At 57.5% G+C, this 19543-nt stretch carries 19 protein-coding genes; 9 read left to right on the top strand and 10 right to left on the bottom strand.

Going from position 1 to position 19543, the window contains the following annotated elements:
* The 3 genes from hmeg3_RS21725 to mpl are packed head-to-tail and all read right to left on the bottom strand — an operon-like array spanning position 1 to position 2632.
* Positions 1-570 (bottom strand): chorismate lyase, encoded by a 570-nt coding sequence (locus hmeg3_RS21725; RefSeq protein WP_094565597.1) that lies wholly within the window; start codon positions 568-570, stop codon positions 1-3.
* Entirely contained in the window at positions 570-1223 is a 654-nt protein-coding gene (locus hmeg3_RS21730; protein WP_094565598.1) for a YqiA/YcfP family alpha/beta fold hydrolase, read from the bottom strand. Before hmeg3_RS21730 ends, hmeg3_RS21725 begins: the two co-directional genes overlap by 1 nt.
* Complete coding sequence (mpl, locus tag hmeg3_RS21735) at positions 1220-2632, bottom strand: UDP-N-acetylmuramate:L-alanyl-gamma-D-glutamyl-meso-diaminopimelate ligase (protein ID WP_094565599.1); 1413 nt, start codon at positions 2630-2632, stop codon at positions 1220-1222. Before mpl ends, hmeg3_RS21730 begins: the two co-directional genes overlap by 4 nt.
* A gap of 88 nt (positions 2633-2720) precedes the next feature.
* Between mpl and hmeg3_RS21740 the strand changes: the two genes are divergently transcribed.
* The 9 genes from hmeg3_RS21740 (at position 2721) to hmeg3_RS21780 (ending at position 10515) form a co-directional block, all read left to right on the top strand.
* A complete protein-coding gene (locus tag hmeg3_RS21740; protein WP_094565600.1) occupies positions 2721-3350 on the top strand; it encodes a hypothetical protein in 630 nt (209 codons plus the stop codon).
* Positions 3350-3883 carry a TlpA disulfide reductase family protein gene (locus hmeg3_RS21745; RefSeq protein WP_094565601.1) on the top strand — a complete coding sequence of 178 codons (534 nt, stop codon included), beginning with the start codon at positions 3350-3352 and terminating at the stop codon, positions 3881-3883. Before hmeg3_RS21740 ends, hmeg3_RS21745 begins: the two co-directional genes overlap by 1 nt.
* Before the next feature lie 75 nt (positions 3884-3958).
* A complete protein-coding gene (gene aroQ / locus hmeg3_RS21750; RefSeq protein WP_094565602.1) occupies positions 3959-4396 on the top strand; it encodes a type II 3-dehydroquinate dehydratase in 438 nt (145 codons plus the stop codon).
* Between the two features lie 103 nt (positions 4397-4499).
* On the top strand, positions 4500-4964 hold the full coding sequence (gene accB / locus hmeg3_RS21755) for an acetyl-CoA carboxylase biotin carboxyl carrier protein (protein WP_094565603.1): 465 nt from the start codon (positions 4500-4502) through the stop codon (positions 4962-4964).
* Positions 4965-5131: 167 nt separating this feature from the next.
* Positions 5132-6511 carry an acetyl-CoA carboxylase biotin carboxylase subunit gene (accC, locus tag hmeg3_RS21760; protein ID WP_050479004.1) on the top strand — a complete coding sequence of 460 codons (1380 nt, stop codon included), beginning with the start codon at positions 5132-5134 and terminating at the stop codon, positions 6509-6511.
* Between the two features lie 27 nt (positions 6512-6538).
* Positions 6539-7453 carry a 50S ribosomal protein L11 methyltransferase gene (prmA, locus tag hmeg3_RS21765; protein ID WP_094565604.1) on the top strand — a complete coding sequence of 305 codons (915 nt, stop codon included), beginning with the start codon at positions 6539-6541 and terminating at the stop codon, positions 7451-7453.
* An 88-nt stretch (positions 7454-7541) separates the two neighbouring features.
* Positions 7542-8771 (top strand): DUF3426 domain-containing protein, encoded by a 1230-nt coding sequence (locus hmeg3_RS21770; RefSeq protein WP_094565605.1) that lies wholly within the window; start codon positions 7542-7544, stop codon positions 8769-8771.
* A gap of 116 nt (positions 8772-8887) precedes the next feature.
* Complete coding sequence (locus tag hmeg3_RS21775) at positions 8888-9823, top strand: carbohydrate kinase family protein (RefSeq protein WP_094565606.1); 936 nt, start codon at positions 8888-8890, stop codon at positions 9821-9823.
* 137 nt (positions 9824-9960) lie between these two features.
* Positions 9961-10515, top strand: coding sequence for a peroxiredoxin (locus hmeg3_RS21780; RefSeq protein WP_094565607.1), 555 nt, complete (start codon positions 9961-9963; stop codon positions 10513-10515).
* Between the two features lie 108 nt (positions 10516-10623).
* Here the strand turns inward: hmeg3_RS21780 and hmeg3_RS21785 are convergent, their stop codons facing one another.
* From hmeg3_RS21785 to hmeg3_RS21815, 7 genes are all read right to left on the bottom strand, one after another.
* Positions 10624-11166, bottom strand: coding sequence for a YggT family protein (locus hmeg3_RS21785; RefSeq protein WP_094565608.1), 543 nt, complete (start codon positions 11164-11166; stop codon positions 10624-10626).
* Positions 11167-11553: 387 nt separating this feature from the next.
* Positions 11554-12273, bottom strand: coding sequence for a histone H1-like DNA-binding protein (locus hmeg3_RS21790; protein ID WP_094565609.1), 720 nt, complete (start codon positions 12271-12273; stop codon positions 11554-11556).
* A gap of 505 nt (positions 12274-12778) precedes the next feature.
* Complete coding sequence (locus hmeg3_RS21795; RefSeq protein WP_094565610.1) at positions 12779-13984, bottom strand: ribonucleotide-diphosphate reductase subunit beta; 1206 nt, start codon at positions 13982-13984, stop codon at positions 12779-12781.
* A gap of 147 nt (positions 13985-14131) precedes the next feature.
* The gene (locus hmeg3_RS21800; RefSeq protein ID WP_094565611.1) at positions 14132-17107 is read right to left on the bottom strand and encodes a ribonucleoside-diphosphate reductase subunit alpha; all 2976 of its coding nucleotides are present in this window, start codon (positions 17105-17107) and stop codon (positions 14132-14134) included.
* A 508-nt stretch (positions 17108-17615) separates the two neighbouring features.
* On the bottom strand, positions 17616-18248 hold the full coding sequence (gene ampD / locus hmeg3_RS21805; RefSeq protein ID WP_094566503.1) for a 1,6-anhydro-N-acetylmuramyl-L-alanine amidase AmpD: 633 nt from the start codon (positions 18246-18248) through the stop codon (positions 17616-17618).
* Between the two features lie 58 nt (positions 18249-18306).
* Positions 18307-18576, bottom strand: a complete 270-nt coding sequence (locus hmeg3_RS21810; RefSeq protein WP_094565612.1) for a PP0621 family protein — start codon at positions 18574-18576, stop codon at positions 18307-18309.
* Positions 18573-19382 (bottom strand): inner membrane protein YpjD, encoded by an 810-nt coding sequence (locus tag hmeg3_RS21815; RefSeq protein ID WP_094565613.1) that lies wholly within the window; start codon positions 19380-19382, stop codon positions 18573-18575. Before hmeg3_RS21815 ends, hmeg3_RS21810 begins: the two co-directional genes overlap by 4 nt.
* Positions 19383-19543: the final 161 nt, after the last annotated feature.

Consider the following 19543-nt stretch of genomic DNA (forward strand, 5'->3'; position numbering starts at 1 on the left):
TTACATATTCAATGCCATCAGCGTGCTGAGGGCGGGTAAAAAAACATCGGTCACCAGCATGACGCTGCCGTGACGACGAAACAGAGAGCGGCGCGCATACAAAGGCTGCAGCGGCGGCTGAGAATGAAGATCAAGCGCCTGGCATACACGGCGCACCAGCGGATGACCCGCGTGCAGACGGGCATATTGAATCGGCGCGCGCGTCACCAGCGGATCGGAAAACAAACTGCCGCCCAGCGGTCGATTGCCCAGACGGCGAAAAAAAGGCCAGGCCGCTGCCGATGCCAGCGGTGTGACCGTATGACCGAACAGCACCGGATGGCCGTCGCAGTGCAAGATGACGTCGCGCTCTTCGACCGCCTCGCGCGGGGTCAGTCCGAGCAATCCGCATTCATCCTGCAAGGCATTGCCGGGACGCTGGCGCAGACGCTGCACGCGCAGCGCGTCGCAACGCGCACGCAACTTGAAAGTCATCGAGCCGGGGTCAGCCAGCCATTGCCGTAACAGCGGTCCGGCCTGCACTGCATTCGGATGGTCGAACCAGCGCGCACGGCCAAGCAGCTTCTCCATCAGCTTAGTGCCTCATCGCCGGCTTGCAAGCTGTTCGGCGGATTCAATGGATTCAATGGATTCAAAGGCTCTACCTCCACACCGCAAAACGCCAGCACTTCGTCGGCATAGTCGGCGAATTCGCTGATGCCATGGTCGCTTCCTTCGATCACGATTTGCTTCGCGCCGGGGTAATGCGCCGTCATCTCGCGCCAATCCAGCACTTCGTCGCCGGTCGCGGCGATCAGGAAGTAGCGCTCCGGACGGGTAATCTTGTCCACGGTCAATGCGCGCAACTCATCGATGTAGGCGTGCTTGAATTCAAAAGGCTCGTCGGAGTGGTATTGCGTCGTGACGCCGACGTAAGACTCCAGATCGCGTGGCGGTTTGACGGCCGGATTGAGCAAGACCGCGCGGCAACCCAGATGCTCCGCCAGCCAGGTCGCATAAAAACCACCCAGCGACGAGCCGACCACCGTCAGTTGCTCCACAGGAAACTGCTGCGCGGATTGTTCAACATAATCCAGCGCCAGCTTGATCGCAGCAGCTGGCGAAGCCGGCAATTGCGGGCAGTAATATTCCGGCAGACGTCCCAGCGCCTGCAAACGTTCGGCCATGTAACGCGCCTTGAACGATTGTGGCGACGAGCGAAAGCCGTGCAGATACAAAATCATGCGAGCGCGTCCAGCAGCTTCTGATGGACGCCGCCGAAGCCGCCGTTGCTCATGACCAGAACATGGTCGCCCGGACGTGCGGCCTGCTTGATCGCCTGCACCAGCGCGCCAAGGTCGTCGAACGCCTGCGCCTTGTCACCCAACGGCGACAGCGCTTGCGCCAGATCCCAACCCAATGCTTCCTTGCCGCTGCCCTTGGCGCCGTAGCCGAACACCAGGTCGGCCTCGGTCAGGCTGGCGGGCAAGGCGTCTTTCATGGTGCCTAGCTTCATCGTATTGGAACGCGGCTCCAGCACGGCGAGGATGCGCCCGCCGCCATCCTTGCCAACCTTCTTGCGCAGACCGGCGACCGTGGTGGTGATGGCGGTCGGGTGATGGGCAAAGTCGTCGTAGACGGCGATGTTGTTGACGGTGCCGCGCAACTCCATGCGGCGCTTGACGTTTTCAAACTTTTCCAGCGCGGCGATCGCCTGCGCTGCCGGCACGCCGACATGGCGCGCGGCGGCAATTGCCGCCAGCGCATTCATGCGATTGTGTTCGCCGGTCAGCGACCACTGCACGGTGCCTTGCGGCTCGCCGTTGAAGACGACGACGAAACTGCCGTCGTCGTGGGTCTTGAGCGACCAGCCATTTTCTCCGGCCTCTACGCCGAAATTCTCGTGCTCGCTCCAGCAACCGCGTGCGATCACACGCTCCAGGGCAGGCTCGCGGCCGTTGACTATGAGACGGCCAATGCCGGGCACGGTACGCACCAGATGGTGGAATTGTGTCTCGATGGCAGTCAGATCCGGAAAGATGTCGGCGTGATCGTATTCCAGATTGTTCAGGATCGCGGTCTTGGCGTGGTAGTGCACGAACTTGCTGCGCTTGTCGAAGAAGGCGGTGTCGTATTCATCGGCTTCGATGACGAAGAAGATGGAGTCTTCCTTTTTGCCATTCTGGTTTTTGTCATCCTTGCCTGACAAGCGTGCGGAAATACCGAAGTTCATCGGCACGCCACCGATCAGGAAGCCGGGCGCATAGCCGCAGTCCTCCAGAATCCAGGCCAGCATGGCGGACGTCGTCGTCTTGCCGTGCGTACCCGCGACGGCGAGCACCCATTTGTCCTGCAGGATGTGATTGCCCATCCATTCCGGCCCCGACACATAAGGCAAGCCGCGATTGAGGATTTCCTCCATCAGCGGATTGCCGCGCGACACCACATTGCCGATGACAAACAGATCAGGTTGCAGCTTGACTTGCTCGGGATCAAAACCCTGGATCAACTCGATCCCCTGAGCTTCCAGCTGTGTGCTCATGGGGGGGTAGACATTGGCGTCGCATCCGGTGACCTTGTGACCGGCTTCTTTCGCCAGTACCGCCAGGCCTCCCATGAAGGTGCCGCAAATGCCGAGGATATGAATATGCATAGTGAATCTTGATAAGGAATCCCGAGATTTTACCTGAGCCGACAAGGGTCGACGGCGATATCTGCGGGCTCGGGTTATTATTGCGGCCATGCATCAGACCGACATCGAACTCTTACGCTCAGAAATCGCCTCCGCGGCAGCCCGCATGATTGCCGAGGACGGCGCCGACTACGCCACCGCCAAGCGCAAGGCGGCGCGCCAGATTCTGGGCGACAACAAGACGCGCGGCGACATCCTGCCGGATAACGCGCAGATCGAAGAAGAAGTCCGCCTGTATAACGAGCTGTTCTTCGGCGACACCCAGCCTGCCCGTTTATTGCATTTGCGCCAACTGGCGGTGCAATTGATGGAGGAACTCGCGCGCTTCAATCCCTATCTGACCGGGGCGGTGCTCAATGGCACGGCCGGCGAGCACTCCGACATCCATTTGCAATTATTTACATCGAGCGCAAAAGACGTCGAAATTTATCTCTTGAACAAGAATATCAACTTCGATGTCAGCGAAAGCCCCCATTTCAAGAGCAGCCACAAGGGCGGCCACGAACCGGTGGAGACGCTGAGCTATCTGCTGCCGCAACGCGGTGCCGCGCCGGAAGGGGTACACCTGGCGGTGTATGATGTCGACGACTTGCGCGGCGGCATCAGAACGTCTGCCGGCAAACGCGCCGAACGCGCTGATATCGATGCGGTACGCCGCCTGATCATGGAAGAAAGCTGATGAAGACGCGAAACATATTTTTGTTTGTTCTGGTTGCCGCCATCGCTGCCGGCGTCGGCATGTATACCAGCCACAAACAAAGCCAGCCGGCACCACAGACGCCTGAAGCGAAAGCCGTCGCCAACCTGTTCGCGCAGACCATGCCCGACGCCGCCGGCAAACCGCAGGCCTTGTCACAATGGAAAGGCAAGCCGCTCATCATCAATTTCTGGGCCACCTGGTGCGCACCGTGTGTAGAAGAAATGCCTGAACTGGCAGCGCTGCAGGCCGAAGTCGCCCCGGTGCAAATTATCGGCATCGGCGTCGATTCCCAGGAGAACATCGCCCAGTTTGCAGAAAAATTCCATATCTATTATCCTCTCTACGTTGCCGGGACCGGTGCCACCGATCTGCTGCGGCAGTTCGGCAATCAAGCCGGCGGCCTCCCCTTCACGGTCTTGGTGGGACTGGACGGAAACCTCAAAAAGGTCTATCTTGGGCGCCTGAATTTTGATGAGCTGCGCCGCGATCTCGCCTCCTTCAAAAACATGTAAATAAAGTTTTTCTTGCCAAATGAAGGCATTTGACGGCAAAATGCGCGCATCGTCGTCAAACGGAGCTTTATCTCCATGGCAATAAACCTTCTCCTCCTCAATGGACCCAACCTGAATTTGCTGGGCACCCGGGAGCCTGAAGTCTACGGATCAACCACCCTGGCAGACATCGAGCAACGCGCGGCTTTGCAGGCCGGCAAAGCCGGTGCGACGCTTAACGCCTTTCAAAGCAACCATGAAGGCGCGCTCATTGATCGCATTCATGCCGCCAGGAAAGAAGGCGTCGATGCCATCGTGATCAATCCGGGCGGCTTGACGCACACCAGCGTGGCCTTGCGCGACGCGTTGGCCGGTGTGGCGATTCCGTTTGTGGAAGTACATATTTCCAATATTCATCAGCGCGAAGAATTTCGCCATTTTTCTTACCTGTCCGGTATTGCCAAGGCTGTGTTGTGCGGCTTCGGCGTCGAAGGCTACCGTCTGGCAATTGATTATCTGCTCCAGCAGCCATAAGGACTCCACCCCGATTTTCTGGTCAGCATCGCCGCGTGGCGTCAGGCATGAGGCGTTGCTGACCTAATTAACTTGTTATATCTATTACTACTGAGGAATTCACATGGATTTACGGAAACTCAAAACCTTGATCGATCTGGTCGCTGAATCGGATATCGAGGAGCTGGAAGTCACCGAAGGCGAGAGCAAGGTTCGCATCGTCAAGTCGTCGGCGACGCCGCAAAATCAAGTCGTGATGATGCAACCGCAAGCTGCTTATCCGCAAACCATGCAAGCCGGCGCCGCTCCTGCGCCTGTCGCTGCTCCGGTTGCTGCAGCACCAGCCGCGCCTGAAGGCCACATCGTCAAATCGCCGATGGTCGGCACCTTCTACCGCTCCTCCGCTCCGGGCGCTCCGGCATTCGTCGAAGTCGGCAAGGAAGTCAAAGAAGGCGACACCATCTGCATCATCGAAGCAATGAAGCTGTTGAACGAAATCGACGCCGACAAAGCCGGCGTGATCAAGCAAATCCTGGTTGAAAACGGTCAGCCGGTCGAATTCGGCCAACCACTGTTCGTAATCGGCTAAATCCTGCCAGAATGTGGATGGACGGCCTGTAGTTTCATTGAGCCCGGCAATACTTGAAGGAGCTCAACTGCAGGCCCGCACTGGAATCGCTTCCGTGTGCTCCATCCATGGCGGATCTGGTTACCTGTATGTAAACGCTTGACTCTTGGCGACGCACATTTCCTCTTATGTTTGAAAAAATCCTTATCGCCAATCGTGGCGAAATCGCTCTCCGTATCCAGCGCGCATGCCGTGAAATGGGCATCAAGACCGTGGTCGTGCACTCCGAGGCGGACCGCGAGGCGAAATACGTCAAGCTGGCGGATGAGTCGGTCTGTATCGGACCTGCACCTTCCGCGCTCAGCTACCTGAACATGCCGGCGATCATCAGCGCGGCAGAAGTCACCGACGCGCAAGCGATCCACCCGGGCTACGGCTTCCTGTCCGAGAACGCCGACTTCGCAGAACGCGTTGAGAAATCCGGCTTCGTCTTCATCGGCCCGCGTCCGGAAAACATCCGCATGATGGGCGACAAGGTCTCGGCCAAGCAGGCCATGATCCGCGCCGGCGTGCCGTGCGTACCTGGCTCTGAAGGCGCATTGCCGGACAATCCGAAAGAAATCGTGCAGATCGCACGCAAGATCGGCTACCCGGTCATCATCAAGGCGGCTGGCGGCGGCGGTGGCCGCGGCATGCGCGTGGTGCATACCGAAGCAGCGCTGATCAACGCCGTCACCATGACCAAGACGGAAGCCGGCGCAGCCTTCGGCAATCCGGAAGTCTATATGGAGAAGTATCTGGAAAATCCGCGTCACGTGGAAATCCAGATCCTCGCCGATGAACACAAGCAGGCCATCTGGTTAGGCGAGCGCGATTGCTCCATGCAGCGCCGCCACCAGAAGGTCATCGAGGAAGCACCGGCACCGGGCATCCCACGCAAGATCATTGAGAAGATCGGTGAACGTTGCGCCGAAGCCTGCCGCAAGATGAACTACCGCGGCGCCGGCACCTTCGAGTTCCTGTACGAAAACGAAGAGTTCTACTTCATCGAAATGAACACCCGCGTGCAGGTTGAACATCCGGTCACAGAGATGATCACCGGCGTCGACATCGTGCAGGAACAGATCCGCATCGCCTTCGGCGAGAAGCTGCGTTATCGCCAGCGCGATATCGAGTTGAAGGGTCACGCAATCGAATGCCGTATCAACGCGGAAGATCCGTTCAAGTTCACCCCGTCGCCAGGTCGTCTGACGGCATGGCACGTACCGGGCGGCCCCGGCATTCGCGTCGATTCACACGCTTACGCCGGTTACTTCGTCCCGCCGAACTACGATTCGATGGTCGGCAAGGTGATTTCCTACGGTTCGACCCGCGAGCAGGCTATCCGCCGCATGCAAATCGCGCTGTCGGAAATGGTGGTCGAAGGCATTTCGACCAACATCCCGCTGCATCGTGAACTGATGGTCGATGCCCGCTTCATCGAAGGCGGCACCAACATCCATTATCTCGAGCACAAGCTGGCGGAGCGCCCAACTGCGCCTCCGGCAGAAAAGCCGGCGAAGAAATAAGTTGAAGAAGTAAAGGCAAAGAAACCGATGGGCTGGACCGAAATTGTTATTCAAGTCACGCGCGATCAGGCTGAGGCATTGTCCGATGCCCTGATGGAAGCCGGCGCCTTGTCGGTGTCGGTGGAAGACGCCGACGAAGGCACCACTGCCGAGCAGCCGCTGTTCGGCGAGCCCGGCATGGAGCCGGCCGAGGCGGCGTGGGAACGCAGCCGCGTGGTGGCACTGGCCGACGTCGATGCCGACCACGCCACGATCGTCACCGACGCCGCCAAAGCCATCGGTCTGGACTATGCGCTGCCGTTCGCCCTGCGTTCGGTGGAAGAGCAAGACTGGGTACGCCTGACGCAATCGCAATTCGATCCTATCCATATCGGCAAACGCATCTGGGTCGTGCCTAGCTGGCACGACGCACCAGAGCCGGATGCGCTTGTACTGGAGCTCGACCCCGGCCTGGCCTTCGGCACCGGCAGTCATCCGACGACGCGCCTGTGCATGGAGTGGCTGGAAGAACATGCCGCCAATACATCGACGGTACTCGATTACGGTTGCGGTTCCGGTATTCTGGCGCTGGTTGCCAAGAAGCTCGGAGCACAGCACGTCATCGGCGTCGACATTGATCCGCAAGCACTGGAATCGGCACGCTTCAATAGTGAACGCAATGCGTGCGAGATCGAATACCACCTGCCGGAAGCCTTTGTCCGCACATATCCGGAAAATCAGACTTTTGCCATCGTTGTCGCCAATATCCTCGCGGGCCCCTTGCAATTGATGGCGCCCATGCTGGCCGGGCGCGTCGCGCCGGGTGGTTCGCTGGTGTTATCGGGCGTGCTGGATCGCCAGGCTGACGAAGTGATTGCCGCTTACGCGCCGTATATCGCGCTGAGCGTCTGGGCCGAACATGAAGGCTGGGTCGCGCTGGCCGGCCAGGCGCCGACGGAGTAAGCATGTTGCGCCGGATCGCTCTTCGCCATGTCAGCAACACGCGGCTTAACGCGGTTTGGTATTGCGCTGAACCCGGCGAGGTACGCTGATGGCGCTGGCGACTCAATGTCCCTTCTGCCAGACGACATTTCGCGTCGCTCAAGACCAGCTCAAACTGCGCGGCGGCCTGGTTCGCTGCGGTAGCTGCAAGGAAGTTTTCAACGGCAACGATCACCTGGTGTCGCCGGACATCGCGCAACAACTCGTGGCCACGCCTGCACCCACCACCTCAACATCAGAAAAGACAGAAGATCGTCCGGCACCGACGGGATGGCCCAAGCTACCGGGCAATTCCAATGCGGCATCAGCCACGATGCCCGCAGCGCCGACAGCGCCCGTGACTCCCCCGCGCCCACCGATAGATTTATCCGCGGCATTTGCCAGCATCGCCGCAGAAACCGACGATGCACCCTGGGGAACACAGTCGGTCACGCCAACACCGCAACCGGATTCGTCCGAATCGGAAAAAGCTACTGCTTCACCATCCTTCCCACTGCCGGGTACTCCGGCCAAATCCACCGAAACACTCGCTAACACTGCTTCGCCGGATCAGGCTGAACAGACTGCGATCAACACCTTGACGCAGGAATTGTCTTACCCGGTTCCCCTCACTTCCTCTGCGCGTGCAGAAGACACGGCGCCCGCGACAGAGATGGAAGGAGCCGCGGAAAGAACTTCGAAGCAAACCGAATCCGAGAGCGAAGAAGAGGATGAGGAAGAGCACGAAGAGGAATACGAGGAAGACGACGCAGATACTCCCGCCTTCGTTCAGAAGGTAGAACGCCGCGAACGCCTGCACCGGATCGGCCGCGTCGTCATGCGTGTCGGCGCGGTATTACTCACCATCGCTTTGCTGCTGCAGGCGACGTATGTCTGGCGCAATACGATCGCTGCGTGGTTGCCATCGACACGCCCCCTGCTGGCGTCCATCTGCAACGCGCTGCATTGCTCGGTCGGCCTGCCCACCAATATCGACCAGTTGTCGCTGGAATCCAGCGAACTGCAACTGGTGCCGCCCAATCAGAATATTTATACCCTGACGGTACTGCTACGCAACCGCGGCTACAGCGCCCAAGCCTGGCCGTACATGGAGCTGACATTGAATGACGGCGACGAAAAAGCCATCACCCGACGCGTCTTCACACCGCGCGAATACATCAAATCGGCACAAATGATCGATGACGGTCTGGCCGGTGAAGGCGAACAGCAAGTCAAACTGACGTTTGAACTGGCGCAACCGGCAGCCTCCGGCTACCGCATCTACCTGTTTTACCCCTGATTGCTCTCCGCCTTAGGACTCGCTTAGGCTTGGCTTAAGCAACCGGCACGAAAATCCGCAGAACCGGCGGGATTCTTCTACAATGCAGCATTCTTCAACTTTCTCAGACATTCGCCATGAGTTCACTTATCTGCGGCTCGCTCGCTTACGACAACATCATGCAATACGAAGGCCGCTTCGCCGATGCGCTGCTGGCGGATCAATTGCACAAGATTAATGTGTCCTTTCTGGTGCCGTCGATGCGTCGTGAATTCGGCGGCTGTGCCGGCAATATCGCCTATAACTTGAAATTGCTCGGTGGCGAACCCGTCATCATGGCAACCGTCGGTCAGGACAGCGCGCCGTACATGGAGCGCTTCAAGCACCTCGGCATTTCCACCAAGAGCATCCGCGTGATCGACAGCTCGTTCACCGCCCAATGCTTCATCACCACCGATGCCGGCGGCAACCAGATCACTGCGTTCCACCCGGGTGCGATGAGCTACTCGCACGAGAACAAGGTCGCCGATGCAGGTCCGGTCAAGTTGTCCATCGTGGCGCCGGACGGCCGCGACGGCATGTTGCAACATGCAGAACACAGCGCCGAACAAGGCATCCCGCTGATTTTCGATCCGGGCCAAGGTATGCCGATGTTCAGCGGCGACGATCTGAAGCACTTCATCGACCTGGCAACTTATGTCGCTGTGAATGACTACGAAGCCGAATTGCTGACCGCTCGTACCGGCCTGAGCCTGGAGCAAATCGCCAAACAGGTGTCGGCGCTGATCGTCACGCGCGGCGAGCTGGGCGCGGAAATCTTTACCGACGGCCAGAAGATCGATATCCCTTGCGTGCAGGCAGATGCCATCGCCGACCCGACCGGCTGCGGCGACGCATTCCGTGCCGGCATGCTGTTCGGCCTGACCAAGGGCATGGATTGGGCGACGACCGGACGCCTGTCCAGCCTGATGGGATCGATCAAGATCGCTTCACAAGGCCCGCAAAACCATGCACCGACACTGGCCGAAATCGATGATCGCTTCCACAAGGCCTTCGGCTATCGCTTTGCCTGATTGACGAAAGTCCTGACGGACTTTACTGCCACCAATGTTCAACACATCGGTGGCAGTGAAGTCGGCATCGCCGATATTGCCGGCATGATCTGAGATGTACACGCACCGAAGACCGCAGGACATTGAAAGGAATCGCCATGAAACGCCTCACTTCTGCCTTGCTCTTCTCACTGTACTCACTGTGCTTGCTGTCGCTCAGCCCGCTTGCATCGGCCGCGCTCAAACCCGGCGAAAAGGCGCCTGATTTCTCCACGCAGGCGTCGCTCGGCGGGCAGGTATCCACGTTCTCGCTGGCCGAAACACTCAAGAAAGGCCCGGTGGTGCTGTATTTTTACCCCGCGGCCTTTACCACCGGCTGCACGATTGAAGCTCACCTCTTCGCCGAAGCCATTGACCGCTACAAGGCGCTCGGCGCTACTGTCATCGGCGTATCAAACGACAAGATTGAAACGCTCAACAAGTTTTCCGTCAGTGAATGCCGTAGCAAGTTTGCGGTCGCCGCCGATACCGATCAGAAGATCATGAAATCCTACGATGCGGTGATGAACAGCAAATCGGACTATGCCAGCCGCACGTCCTACGTCATCGCGCCGGACAAGAGCATCATCTACGAATACAGCAGCCCGAGTCCCGACAAGCATGTCGAAAACACCTTGCAGGCATTGCAGCAGTGGGCGGCAAAGAAGAAATAGGCAGCAGATAGCGCAAAGAAGTTTGGCGTAGTTCATGACGACGCCGATATAAAAACAGGCCGCACGATACACCGTGCGGCCTGTTTTATTTTGACTGATCGTAAATGATCAGCCGATGGAGAGAATCAAGGTACTGACCAGACGCACGGCGATCTGCAGCAGTATCAGCGCCGCCAACGGCGACAGGTCGACATTGCCGATGAGCGGAATGACCTTGCGCAGCGGACGCAGCAGCGGCTCATTGAGCGCCCTTACAAACGGCGCCAACGGAGCGTAGGGATTCACCCAGCTGAAAATCGCTTCGATGATCAGCGTGGCCATGAACCCGTAAAAAATCCACTGGAAGAAGCGCACCAGCGAAAACAGAATGATGGGCTGAAAATCAAACCCGGAGACGAATCCAACTGCGGCGATGATCGACAACAGCACCACCAGGAAGGCGCCGACAAGACTGGCCCAATCGTAGCCGCCGACACCCGGCAACACTTTGCGCAGCGGCTTGACCAGCCAATCCGACAACTGAAATACGAACTGCCCCACCGATGCCGGCGGACGCACTTGCACGACCTGCATCCAGAAACGCAGCAACAGCACTCCAGCCAGCACGCTGGCGATGGCGTCAACGATCAACATGAAAATGCTATGCAACACGGTTACTCTCCATAAGAAGCTGTTTGCCCATCGGCTCCCGCGGCGCGGAAACCAAGCACGTGCATCCGGTTCGATGCGCAGTGCACATACTAAACCATGCAGCGCTATTCCCTATATGGGGACGCCGAATAATTAACAAAGCCCGGTTGAAACCAGGCAAACCATCGCGTGAAATCGCAGATGGCGGATTACAGCGACGGCTGCTGCCGATGTACAGCCATCAGAGCACAGCACCGCACTCCCGGACTATTCGCCAGCGTCAGCGTCGCACTGACCTTGGCGCCGACATCAATCCCAGATCTGCACCGGCGAAAAAAAAACCGCTGCATGAACGAGTCACACAGCGGTATTTTGCACCTGATTACTCAGGCACCAGGCCAGATCCGATTATGGACGTGTTGTGCCTGTTGGGAACGGCCAAGCTGCTGCCGGGTTCAGCACAGTCTTCACAGCTGGAGCTGCTGCAGCTGGCTTCGCTGCTGGCTTCTTAGCTGCTGGCTTTGCTGCTGCCTTCTTGGCGACAGGCTTCTTAGCTGCTGCTGGCTTAGCGGCCGGCTTTGCTGCAGCCTTGACTGCTGGCTTAGCGGCGACTGCCTTCTTCGCCACTGGCTTCTTCGCTGCAACTGCCTTCTTGGCTGCTGGCTTTGCTGCTGCCTTGGCGACTGGCTTCTTCGCTGCTACCGGCTTCTTCGCTGCGACTGCTTTCTTCGCTACTGGCTTCTTGGCTGCAACTGCCTTCTTCGCTACTGGCTTCTTCGCTGCGACTGCTTTCTTAGCGACTGGCTTTTTAGCTGCAACTGCCTTCTTCGCTGCTACTGGCTTCTTCGCTGCGACTGCTTTCTTAGCGACTGGCTTCTTCGCTGCTACCGGCTTCTTAGCTGCAACTGCCTTCTTCGCTGCTACTGGCTTCTTAGCTGCAACTGCTTTTTTAGGAGCTGCTGCTTTCTTTGCCACTGGCTTTGCTGCTGCCTTAGCTACTGGCTTCTTAGCGGCGACGGCCTTCTTCGGAGCTGCTGCCTTCTTGGCTGCAACTGGCTTCTTAGCGGCGACCGCTGGTTTCTTTGCAGCCGGCTTCTTGGCTGCTGGTTTCTTTGCTGCTGTTGCCATTTTGTTTCTCCTTCTTCACGTGATGGAAAAAATCAAGCTTGATTTAAGAAACCCGTCTGTACCATCGCGATGATGCAGGCGGATTATTCATCGGCACAAGCAAGTTTCTGCTTGCGCTAATGAATTCGGCACCAGCTGAACTGCTGCATCCCCTCACCTATGCAGCACTTCAGCTATCTTGGTCTGGCCTCTACCCCGCTTGTGCAGGGGTTCAGAGCTTCGGTCCGCGCCTTCGCGAACGCCACAACCAAAAAAAACGCCAGCGGATTACACGCTAGCGTCAGGAATACTAATCCCGAAAAACCTTCAGGTTTTTCAAAGGAAAAGCCGCCTGACCCGATTTAATCGAGTTAAGCGGCGATAACAGAGAAGATCGTTTCGGTCTTTTACTGTTCATTAAATTTGGTGAAAGCCTTCCGTATTTTGACAGTCGGATATCTTGCAAGCTACCCGACTGTTGAGTGCCTCACAAATCTCGCTGAAGAGCATTGACGAGATGGGCACATCATTCCCAGTTAAGCGCGCCTCCGGTTTGGTATTCGATGACTCGGGTTTCAAAGAAGTTGCGCTCCTTCTTCAAATCGATCATCTCGCTCATCCACGGAAACGGATTTTCTTCTTGCGCGAACAGTGGATCGAGTCCGATTTGCTGTGCGCGACGATTAGCGATGAATCGTAAGTAACCTTTGAACATCGGCGCATTCAAACCTAGCACGCCTCGCGGCATTGTATCCTCTGCGTAGCGATATTCCAACTCTACGGCGCTTAAAAACAACGATTTAATTTCGTTTCTGAATTCCGGCGTCCACAAATGTGGGTTCTCCATCTTCACCGTGTTGATCAGATCGATACCGAAATTGCAGTGCATCGATTCATCGCGCAGGATGTATTGATACTGTTCAGCGGCGCCCATCATCTTGTTCTGACGGCCCAGCGCAAGGATCTGCGTGAAGCCGACGTAGAAGAACAGACCTTCCATGATGCAGGCAAAAACGATCAGCGACTTCAGCAGCTTCTGGTCATTCTCTGTCGTGCCGGTCTTGAACTCAGGATCAGTCAGTGTGTTGATGAACGGGATCAGGAACTCGTCCTTGTCGCGAATCGACTTCACTTCGTGATACGCGTTGAAGATCTCTGCTTCGTCCAGACCCAGCGACTCAACGATGTATTGGTACGCGTGCGTGTGGATCGCTTCTTCAAACGCCTGGCGCAACAGGTACTGACGGCATTCCGGCGCAGTGATGTGGCGGTAGGTGCCCAGCACGATGTTGTTGGCGGCGAGCGAGTCGGCGGTGACGAAGAAGCCGAGGTTGCGCTTGACCAGACGGCGTTCGTCTTCGGTCAGGCCGTTCGGATTCTTCCACAGCTCAATATCGCGCTGCATGTTGATTTCCTGCGGCATCCAATGGTTGGCGCAGCCGGCCAGGTATTTATCCCAAGCCCATTTGTACTTGAACGGCACCAGTTGATTGACGTCGGTGTGGCCGTTGATGATGCGCTTGTCGGCGGCATTGACGCGGCTGGTCACGTCTACCGGCGCTTCGTCTTTGGTAACCAGAGCAGGATTCAGCGCGACGTCTGAAAATTGCGGACGTGCATTCGGACGTCCATCGTTCATAGCGGCCGATTGCAATTGAGGCTGAGGCGTTTGCGAGGCGTGCGGCGCGGACGGTGCCGGCGAGGCCTTCACTTCATCATCCCAAGAGAGCATGTTTGATCCTTTACTTAATTTACTTTGACGTCCCGACGCGGCCGGGATGTGACATATGACATTGATGCAGGCTGCTCGTTCATCCTCCGGAGAAGACTGCCGCCGGACTTGCCGGCGGCTGCTACCTGTTTTTACTGCCTGCCGGGATTATTGGCAGGCTTCGCACTCTTCAAAACCATCATCGCCTGGACGCAGATAGCATGCTTCGCCATCGGCTTCGGCTTCAACTGCTGCTGCCGCCACGGTTGCCGTGCTGGCTGCAGACGCCGTCATCGATGCTGGAGCAGAAGCTGCCGCTGCACTGTGGCCTACACCGCCATCCACTGCCACAGCGTTCAGCGCGCCGGTCTTGGACGTCGACTTCTCGGTGTGGGTCGCGCCGATGGTGCGGAGATAGTAGGTGGTCTTCAGACCGCGCAACCATGCCAGCTTGTAAGTCTCATCCAGACGCTTGCCCGATGCGCCGGCCATGTAGATGTTCAGCGATTGAGCCTGATCGATCCATTTTTGACGGCGGGATGCAGCTTCCACCAGCCAGGATGGTTCAACTTCGAAGGCGGTGGCGTAGATATCGCGCAGGTCTTGCGGGATGCGGTCGATCTTGGCCAGGCTGCCGTCAAAGTACTTCAGGTCGGAAATCATGACTTCGTCCCACAGGCCACGAGCCTTCAGGTCACGGACCAGGTACTCGTTGATTTCGGTAAATTCGCCCGACAGGTTCGACTTCACATACAGGTTCTGGTAAGTCGGTTCGATGCAAGCCGACACGCCGATGATGTTCGAAATTGTTGCTGTTGGTGCAATCGCCACGCAGTTCGAGTTGCGCATGCCGAACTCGGAAATGCGCGAACGCAGTGCCGACCAGTCCAACGTTTCCGACATGTCCGCTTCCAGATAGCCGCCGCGTTCTTGCGCCAGCAGCTTCAGGGAATCTTGCGGCAGGATGCCGCGATCCCACAGCGAACCACGGTAGGAGCTGTAACGGCCGCGCTCTTCCGCCAGTTCGGTCGATGCCCAGTAAGCGTAGTAGCAGACCGCTTCCATCGAACGATCGGCGAATTCCACTGCGTCCATCGAAGCGTAAGGTACGCGCTTCATGTGCAGGCAGTCCTGGAAGCCCATGATGCCCAGGCCGACCGGACGGTGGCGCAGGTTGGAATCACGCGCTTTCTTGACGGCGTAGTAGTTGATGTCGATCACGTTGTCGAGCATGCGCATTGCAGTGCGGATAGTCTTTTGCAGCTTGACGTGGTCGATCTCGCCATTCACTAGGTGAGCAGGCATGTTGACCGAACCCAGGTTGCAGACAGCGATTTCGGACTCGTTGGTGTTCAGAGTGATTTCTGTACACAGGTTCGAGCTGTGAACCACACCGACGTGTTGCTGCGGCGAACGGATGTTGCATGGGTCCTTGAAGGTGATCCATGGGTGACCGGTTTCGAACAGCATCGACAGCATCTTGCGCCACAGATCCAGCGCTTGCACCTTCTTGAACAGTTTCAGCTCGCCGCGGGCAGCCTTGGCTTCGTAGCCGGTGTAGGCTTCTTCGAAAGCCTTGCCGAACTTGTCGTGCAGGTCTGGCGCATCGGATGGCGAAAACAATGTCCACTCGCCCTTTTCCATGACGCGCTTCATGAACAGGTCTGGAATCCAGTTGGCGGTGTTCATGTCATGCGTACGGCGGCGGTCGTCGCCGGTGTTTTTACGCAGTTCGAGGAATTCCTCGATGTCCATGTGCCAGGTTTCCAGGTAGGCGCAGACTGCGCCCTTGCGCTTGCCGCCCTGATTAACAGCCACGGCGGTGTCGTTGACCACTTTCAGGAAAGGCACAACGCCTTGCGACTTGCCGTTGGTGCCCTTGATATGCGCGCCCAGCGAACGGACCGGCGTCCAGTCGTTGCCCAGACCGCCGGCGTATTTGGCCAGCAGAGCGTTTTCCTTGATGGCTTCGTAGATGCCGTCCAGATCATCGGCAACCGTCGTCAGGTAGCACGACGACAATTGCGAACGCAGGGTACCCGAGTTGAACAGGGTCGGTGTCGAGCTCATGAAGTCGAACGACGACAGCAGGTTGTAGAACTCGATGGTGCGTGCTTCACGGTCGATTTCGTTGAGCGACAGGCCCATCGCGACACGCATGTAGAATGCTTGCGGCATTTCAATGCGGGTGCCTTGAATATGCAGGAAGTAGCGGTCGTACAAAGTTTGCAGGCCGAGGTAACCGAATTGCAGGTCGCGCTCAGGCTTGATGGCGTTGGCCAGCTTGACCAGATCGAACTGGGCCAGCTTGGAGTCGAGCAGCTCGGCGGCGATGCCCTTCTTGATGTACTTGGCGAAGTAGTCCAGGTATTCGGCAGGCGCGTCAGCTTGCGCGACTTCCTTGCCGAAGACTTCTTTACGGATGGTGTGCATCAGCAGGCGCGCTGTGACCTGGCTGTAGGCCGGATCTTTTTCCATCAGGGCGCGGGCTGCCAGAATGGCCGACTTGTGCAATTCTTCAACCGGTACGCCGTCGTACAGGTTCTTGACGGTTTCGGCCAGGATGGCGTCAGCGTCGACGTGTTTTTCCAGACCAACGCAGGCTGCGGTGATCAGGGTACGCACTTCATCCAGATCCAACGGGCGGCTTTGGCCGTCTTCCACCACGTGCAGTTGCGGTGCAGCGAAATCGGTCTTGGTGTTGGCGCCTTGCTGTGCGCGTTCTTCCATGCGCTTGGCGCGATACAGAACGTAAGCACGGGCAACATCGTGTTCGCCGGAACGCATCAGGGCCAGTTCAACCTGGTCCTGGATATCTTCAATATGGAAAGTGCCGCCGGTCGGCTGGCGACGTACCAGGGCCGAAACGACATTGGTGGTCAATTGCTCGACCATTTCACGTACGCGCGCCGAAGCCGCGCCCTGGCCACCGTTGACGGCGAGGAATGCCTTGGTCACGGCAATCGAAATCTTCGATGGTTCAAAACCGACCACCGCACCATTGCGGCGGATGATTCTGTATTCACCCAAACCGGAAGCAGGACGAACCGATTGCGAAGGCGTTGCTTCGTCTTGGTTGCCCGCCGTGGGAATGACGCCAAAATCTGCCGGGGATTTAGCGGAAATTTCTTGTGTAGAGCGCACTGAGCCTCCTTAAAACTATGATTGACGGACAGCTGAGCTGCCCGTGTTGCCAATAGAACCCTTCATATATATAAGGTGCAAAAATATGAAGAGGTTCACGAATACCAGAAACAGGACGACGCCAATACTGCCGCGAGCGCGACTGCATGTAAGTACGACCTGTTCCGAACTGATTAAATAAAACCTGAAATTGAAGCTTGAAATTAATGCCTGAAGGGAGTGCTACCGAGACATCGTTTGAATTGTTGCTTGCCTCCAGACTCGCCACCCTACGAATCCCAACCTGAAGCCCACTCCTGCGGAACCTGCTCCAGCTCTTGTTGAGAGCCTTGATCCAGGGTCATCACAGAGTGACCAGGGGACCGCGAACAGCTTCTTCCAACTCAAAGAACGATCAAAGAATTACTTACTAAAAACACTACATCTAGTTCCAAAGGAATAATTGAGACTAATTCTAGTGTCTGGAATCGAGAGATGCAACCGCTATTTCTGGATATTTTTATATGTTTTACGCTTGACTTTCACCGACCCCAGAAGGGAAGCGCAATTGCGCTGCTTCAACATGGCAATAGAAATCCTTCTGAAATCTCGGCCAATCGAAAAACGGACCGGGATCGGTCTTTCTTCCCGGCGCGATGTGCTCGTGACCGGCGACATCGGTCAGCGGGTAGCGCTGCCGTAACGCAGCGGCAAGCGTCGCCAGCACCTGATACTGAAGATCGGTGAAGGGTTCGAAGTCGGTACCTTCCAATTCTATGCCGATGGAAAAATCGTTGCAGCGCTCGCGCCCCTTGAAGGAAGACACGCCGGCGTGCCACGCGCGGTCATTGGCCGAGACGAATTGGAGCAATTGGCCGTCGCGCTGAATGACGAAGTGCGCCGACACCCGCAGAGGGCGCAACTGGTCGAAATACGGATGCGCATCACAATCGAGCTGATTGCAGAACAGGTCACCGATGAACGGACCGCCGAACTGCCCCGGCGGCAAGCTGATGTTATGGATCACCAATAAATCGGTGACCATGCCTTCCGCACGGGCGTCGAAGTTCGGTGACGGCTGCCTGCAGGCGTAGTCACACCAGCCGTCGGCGGCGATCGTCAATTTTGCAGGAATCGGGGGGGCTGCGGGGGAGGCTGCCATGGCCAGCTCCGGGCTGACCATCGATATTGCCTTCTGGTCGCTGGAGTCTGCCGTCATATCAGGAAGAAGCCAGCCTCAGGTGCTCTTCGCTGCAGTAAACAATACCCGCCGCGTTGGACACCGATTCGGATGCCGGGAAATGGATGCCGCAGTGGGCGCATTGCACCATGGTCTCGGCGTCTTCCTTGCGCTGTTTGCGCGCAAAAGGATTGCGGCTGGCGCCGGCAGAACCTTGCGGCGAACCGGCGTTTGCCGCGATGGATTTTTTGGCGCGCTGCAGCCAGACCACGACCGCCAATGCGATCACCAGCCAAATGAGATATTTCATACCAGTATCCGATGCAGCACGACTTCGAGCACGAAGCGGCTGCCAACATAGGCGAGCAGCAAGACGGCAAACCCGGTCAGGGTGAAACTGAGCGCGGTGCGACCACGCCAGCCTTGCCATCTACGTCCCGCCAACAACAAACCGAACAATCCCCAGGACAGCAGTGTAAAGATCGTTTTGTGATCCCACCGGAAGGCCTTGTCAAACAACTGCTCGGAAAACACGACGCCCGACAACACGGTCAGCGTCAACAAAATAAAACCGAAAGCAATCAGCCGGAACAGGATCTTTTCCATCGTCAGCAACGCCGGCAGACGATCCAGCGCCATCGAGAACCAGCCGCTTTGCGCCGGGCCGGGCCGCGTATGCAGGCGCGACTCCTGCAGCACCATCAGCACAGCATGGAAAGCAGCGATGGTCAGCGTGCTGTAGGCCAGGATGGAAATGGCGATATGCCACAAGAACCAGTCCGACTTGCCCGCCAGAACCACCATATTGCCGGGAAAAACACTCGGCAGAATTACCGCCACGGCCGCCACCGGCAGCACCAGCACACGCAGGCTGTCGAGCGAGAAGTTGCGGTTTTCCAGCCAGTAAGCCGCGACCGACACCCACAAGGTGGCCGACAGCATCACACCAAAACCCACGCGGACGGCGTCGGGCGCAAACATGTCCGCCATCAGGGCGCCGCCGTGCAGCAGCCAGCCGACCACCGTCCCGACCGAAATCGGCAGGCGCCGTTCAGAAGGCAGGAAAGCGCAGCCCAGGTACAAGAGCGCAGCCAGAATGAAAAAATAAGTTTGCATCGACTAAGTTTACACCATGTCACTCATTCACTGACTGCCGCCGACCGCCGGAAACATGTTCGGGAAGCGCTGAATGATCTTACCGGGGAGCAAATGCGAAACCACCCTATTGCTTCGGACTGAAGCAATAGGGTGGGGATGAAACCGCCAAAATCAATGGT

Source organism: Herbaspirillum sp. meg3, assembly GCF_002257565.1.
Taxonomy (GTDB): domain Bacteria; phylum Pseudomonadota; class Gammaproteobacteria; order Burkholderiales; family Burkholderiaceae_D; genus Herbaspirillum.

Excerpts from the sequence above, each read along its gene's own strand:
- hmeg3_RS21725 (WP_094565597.1), bottom strand. The coding sequence starts at position 570 with ATGGAGAAGCTGCTTGGCCGTGCGCGCTGGTTCGACCATCCGAATGCA.
- hmeg3_RS21730 (WP_094565598.1), bottom strand. The coding sequence starts at position 1,223 with ATGATTTTGTATCTGCACGGCTTTCGCTCGTCGCCACAATCGTTCAAG.
- mpl (WP_094565599.1), bottom strand. The coding sequence starts at position 2,632 with ATGCATATTCATATCCTCGGCATTTGCGGCACCTTCATGGGAGGCCTG.
- hmeg3_RS21740 (WP_094565600.1), top strand. The coding sequence starts at position 2,721 with ATGCATCAGACCGACATCGAACTCTTACGCTCAGAAATCGCCTCCGCG.
- hmeg3_RS21745 (WP_094565601.1), top strand. The coding sequence starts at position 3,350 with ATGAAGACGCGAAACATATTTTTGTTTGTTCTGGTTGCCGCCATCGCT.
- aroQ (WP_094565602.1), top strand. The coding sequence starts at position 3,959 with ATGGCAATAAACCTTCTCCTCCTCAATGGACCCAACCTGAATTTGCTG.
- accB (WP_094565603.1), top strand. The coding sequence starts at position 4,500 with ATGGATTTACGGAAACTCAAAACCTTGATCGATCTGGTCGCTGAATCG.
- accC (WP_050479004.1), top strand. The coding sequence starts at position 5,132 with ATGTTTGAAAAAATCCTTATCGCCAATCGTGGCGAAATCGCTCTCCGT.
- prmA (WP_094565604.1), top strand. The coding sequence starts at position 6,539 with ATGGGCTGGACCGAAATTGTTATTCAAGTCACGCGCGATCAGGCTGAG.
- hmeg3_RS21770 (WP_094565605.1), top strand. The coding sequence starts at position 7,542 with ATGGCGCTGGCGACTCAATGTCCCTTCTGCCAGACGACATTTCGCGTC.
- hmeg3_RS21775 (WP_094565606.1), top strand. The coding sequence starts at position 8,888 with ATGAGTTCACTTATCTGCGGCTCGCTCGCTTACGACAACATCATGCAA.
- hmeg3_RS21780 (WP_094565607.1), top strand. The coding sequence starts at position 9,961 with ATGAAACGCCTCACTTCTGCCTTGCTCTTCTCACTGTACTCACTGTGC.
- hmeg3_RS21790 (WP_094565609.1), bottom strand. The coding sequence starts at position 12,273 with ATGGCAACAGCAGCAAAGAAACCAGCAGCCAAGAAGCCGGCTGCAAAG.
- hmeg3_RS21795 (WP_094565610.1), bottom strand. The coding sequence starts at position 13,984 with ATGCTCTCTTGGGATGATGAAGTGAAGGCCTCGCCGGCACCGTCCGCG.
- ampD (WP_094566503.1), bottom strand. The coding sequence starts at position 18,248 with ATGGCAGCCTCCCCCGCAGCCCCCCCGATTCCTGCAAAATTGACGATC.
- hmeg3_RS21810 (WP_094565612.1), bottom strand. The coding sequence starts at position 18,576 with ATGAAATATCTCATTTGGCTGGTGATCGCATTGGCGGTCGTGGTCTGG.
- hmeg3_RS21815 (WP_094565613.1), bottom strand. The coding sequence starts at position 19,382 with ATGCAAACTTATTTTTTCATTCTGGCTGCGCTCTTGTACCTGGGCTGC.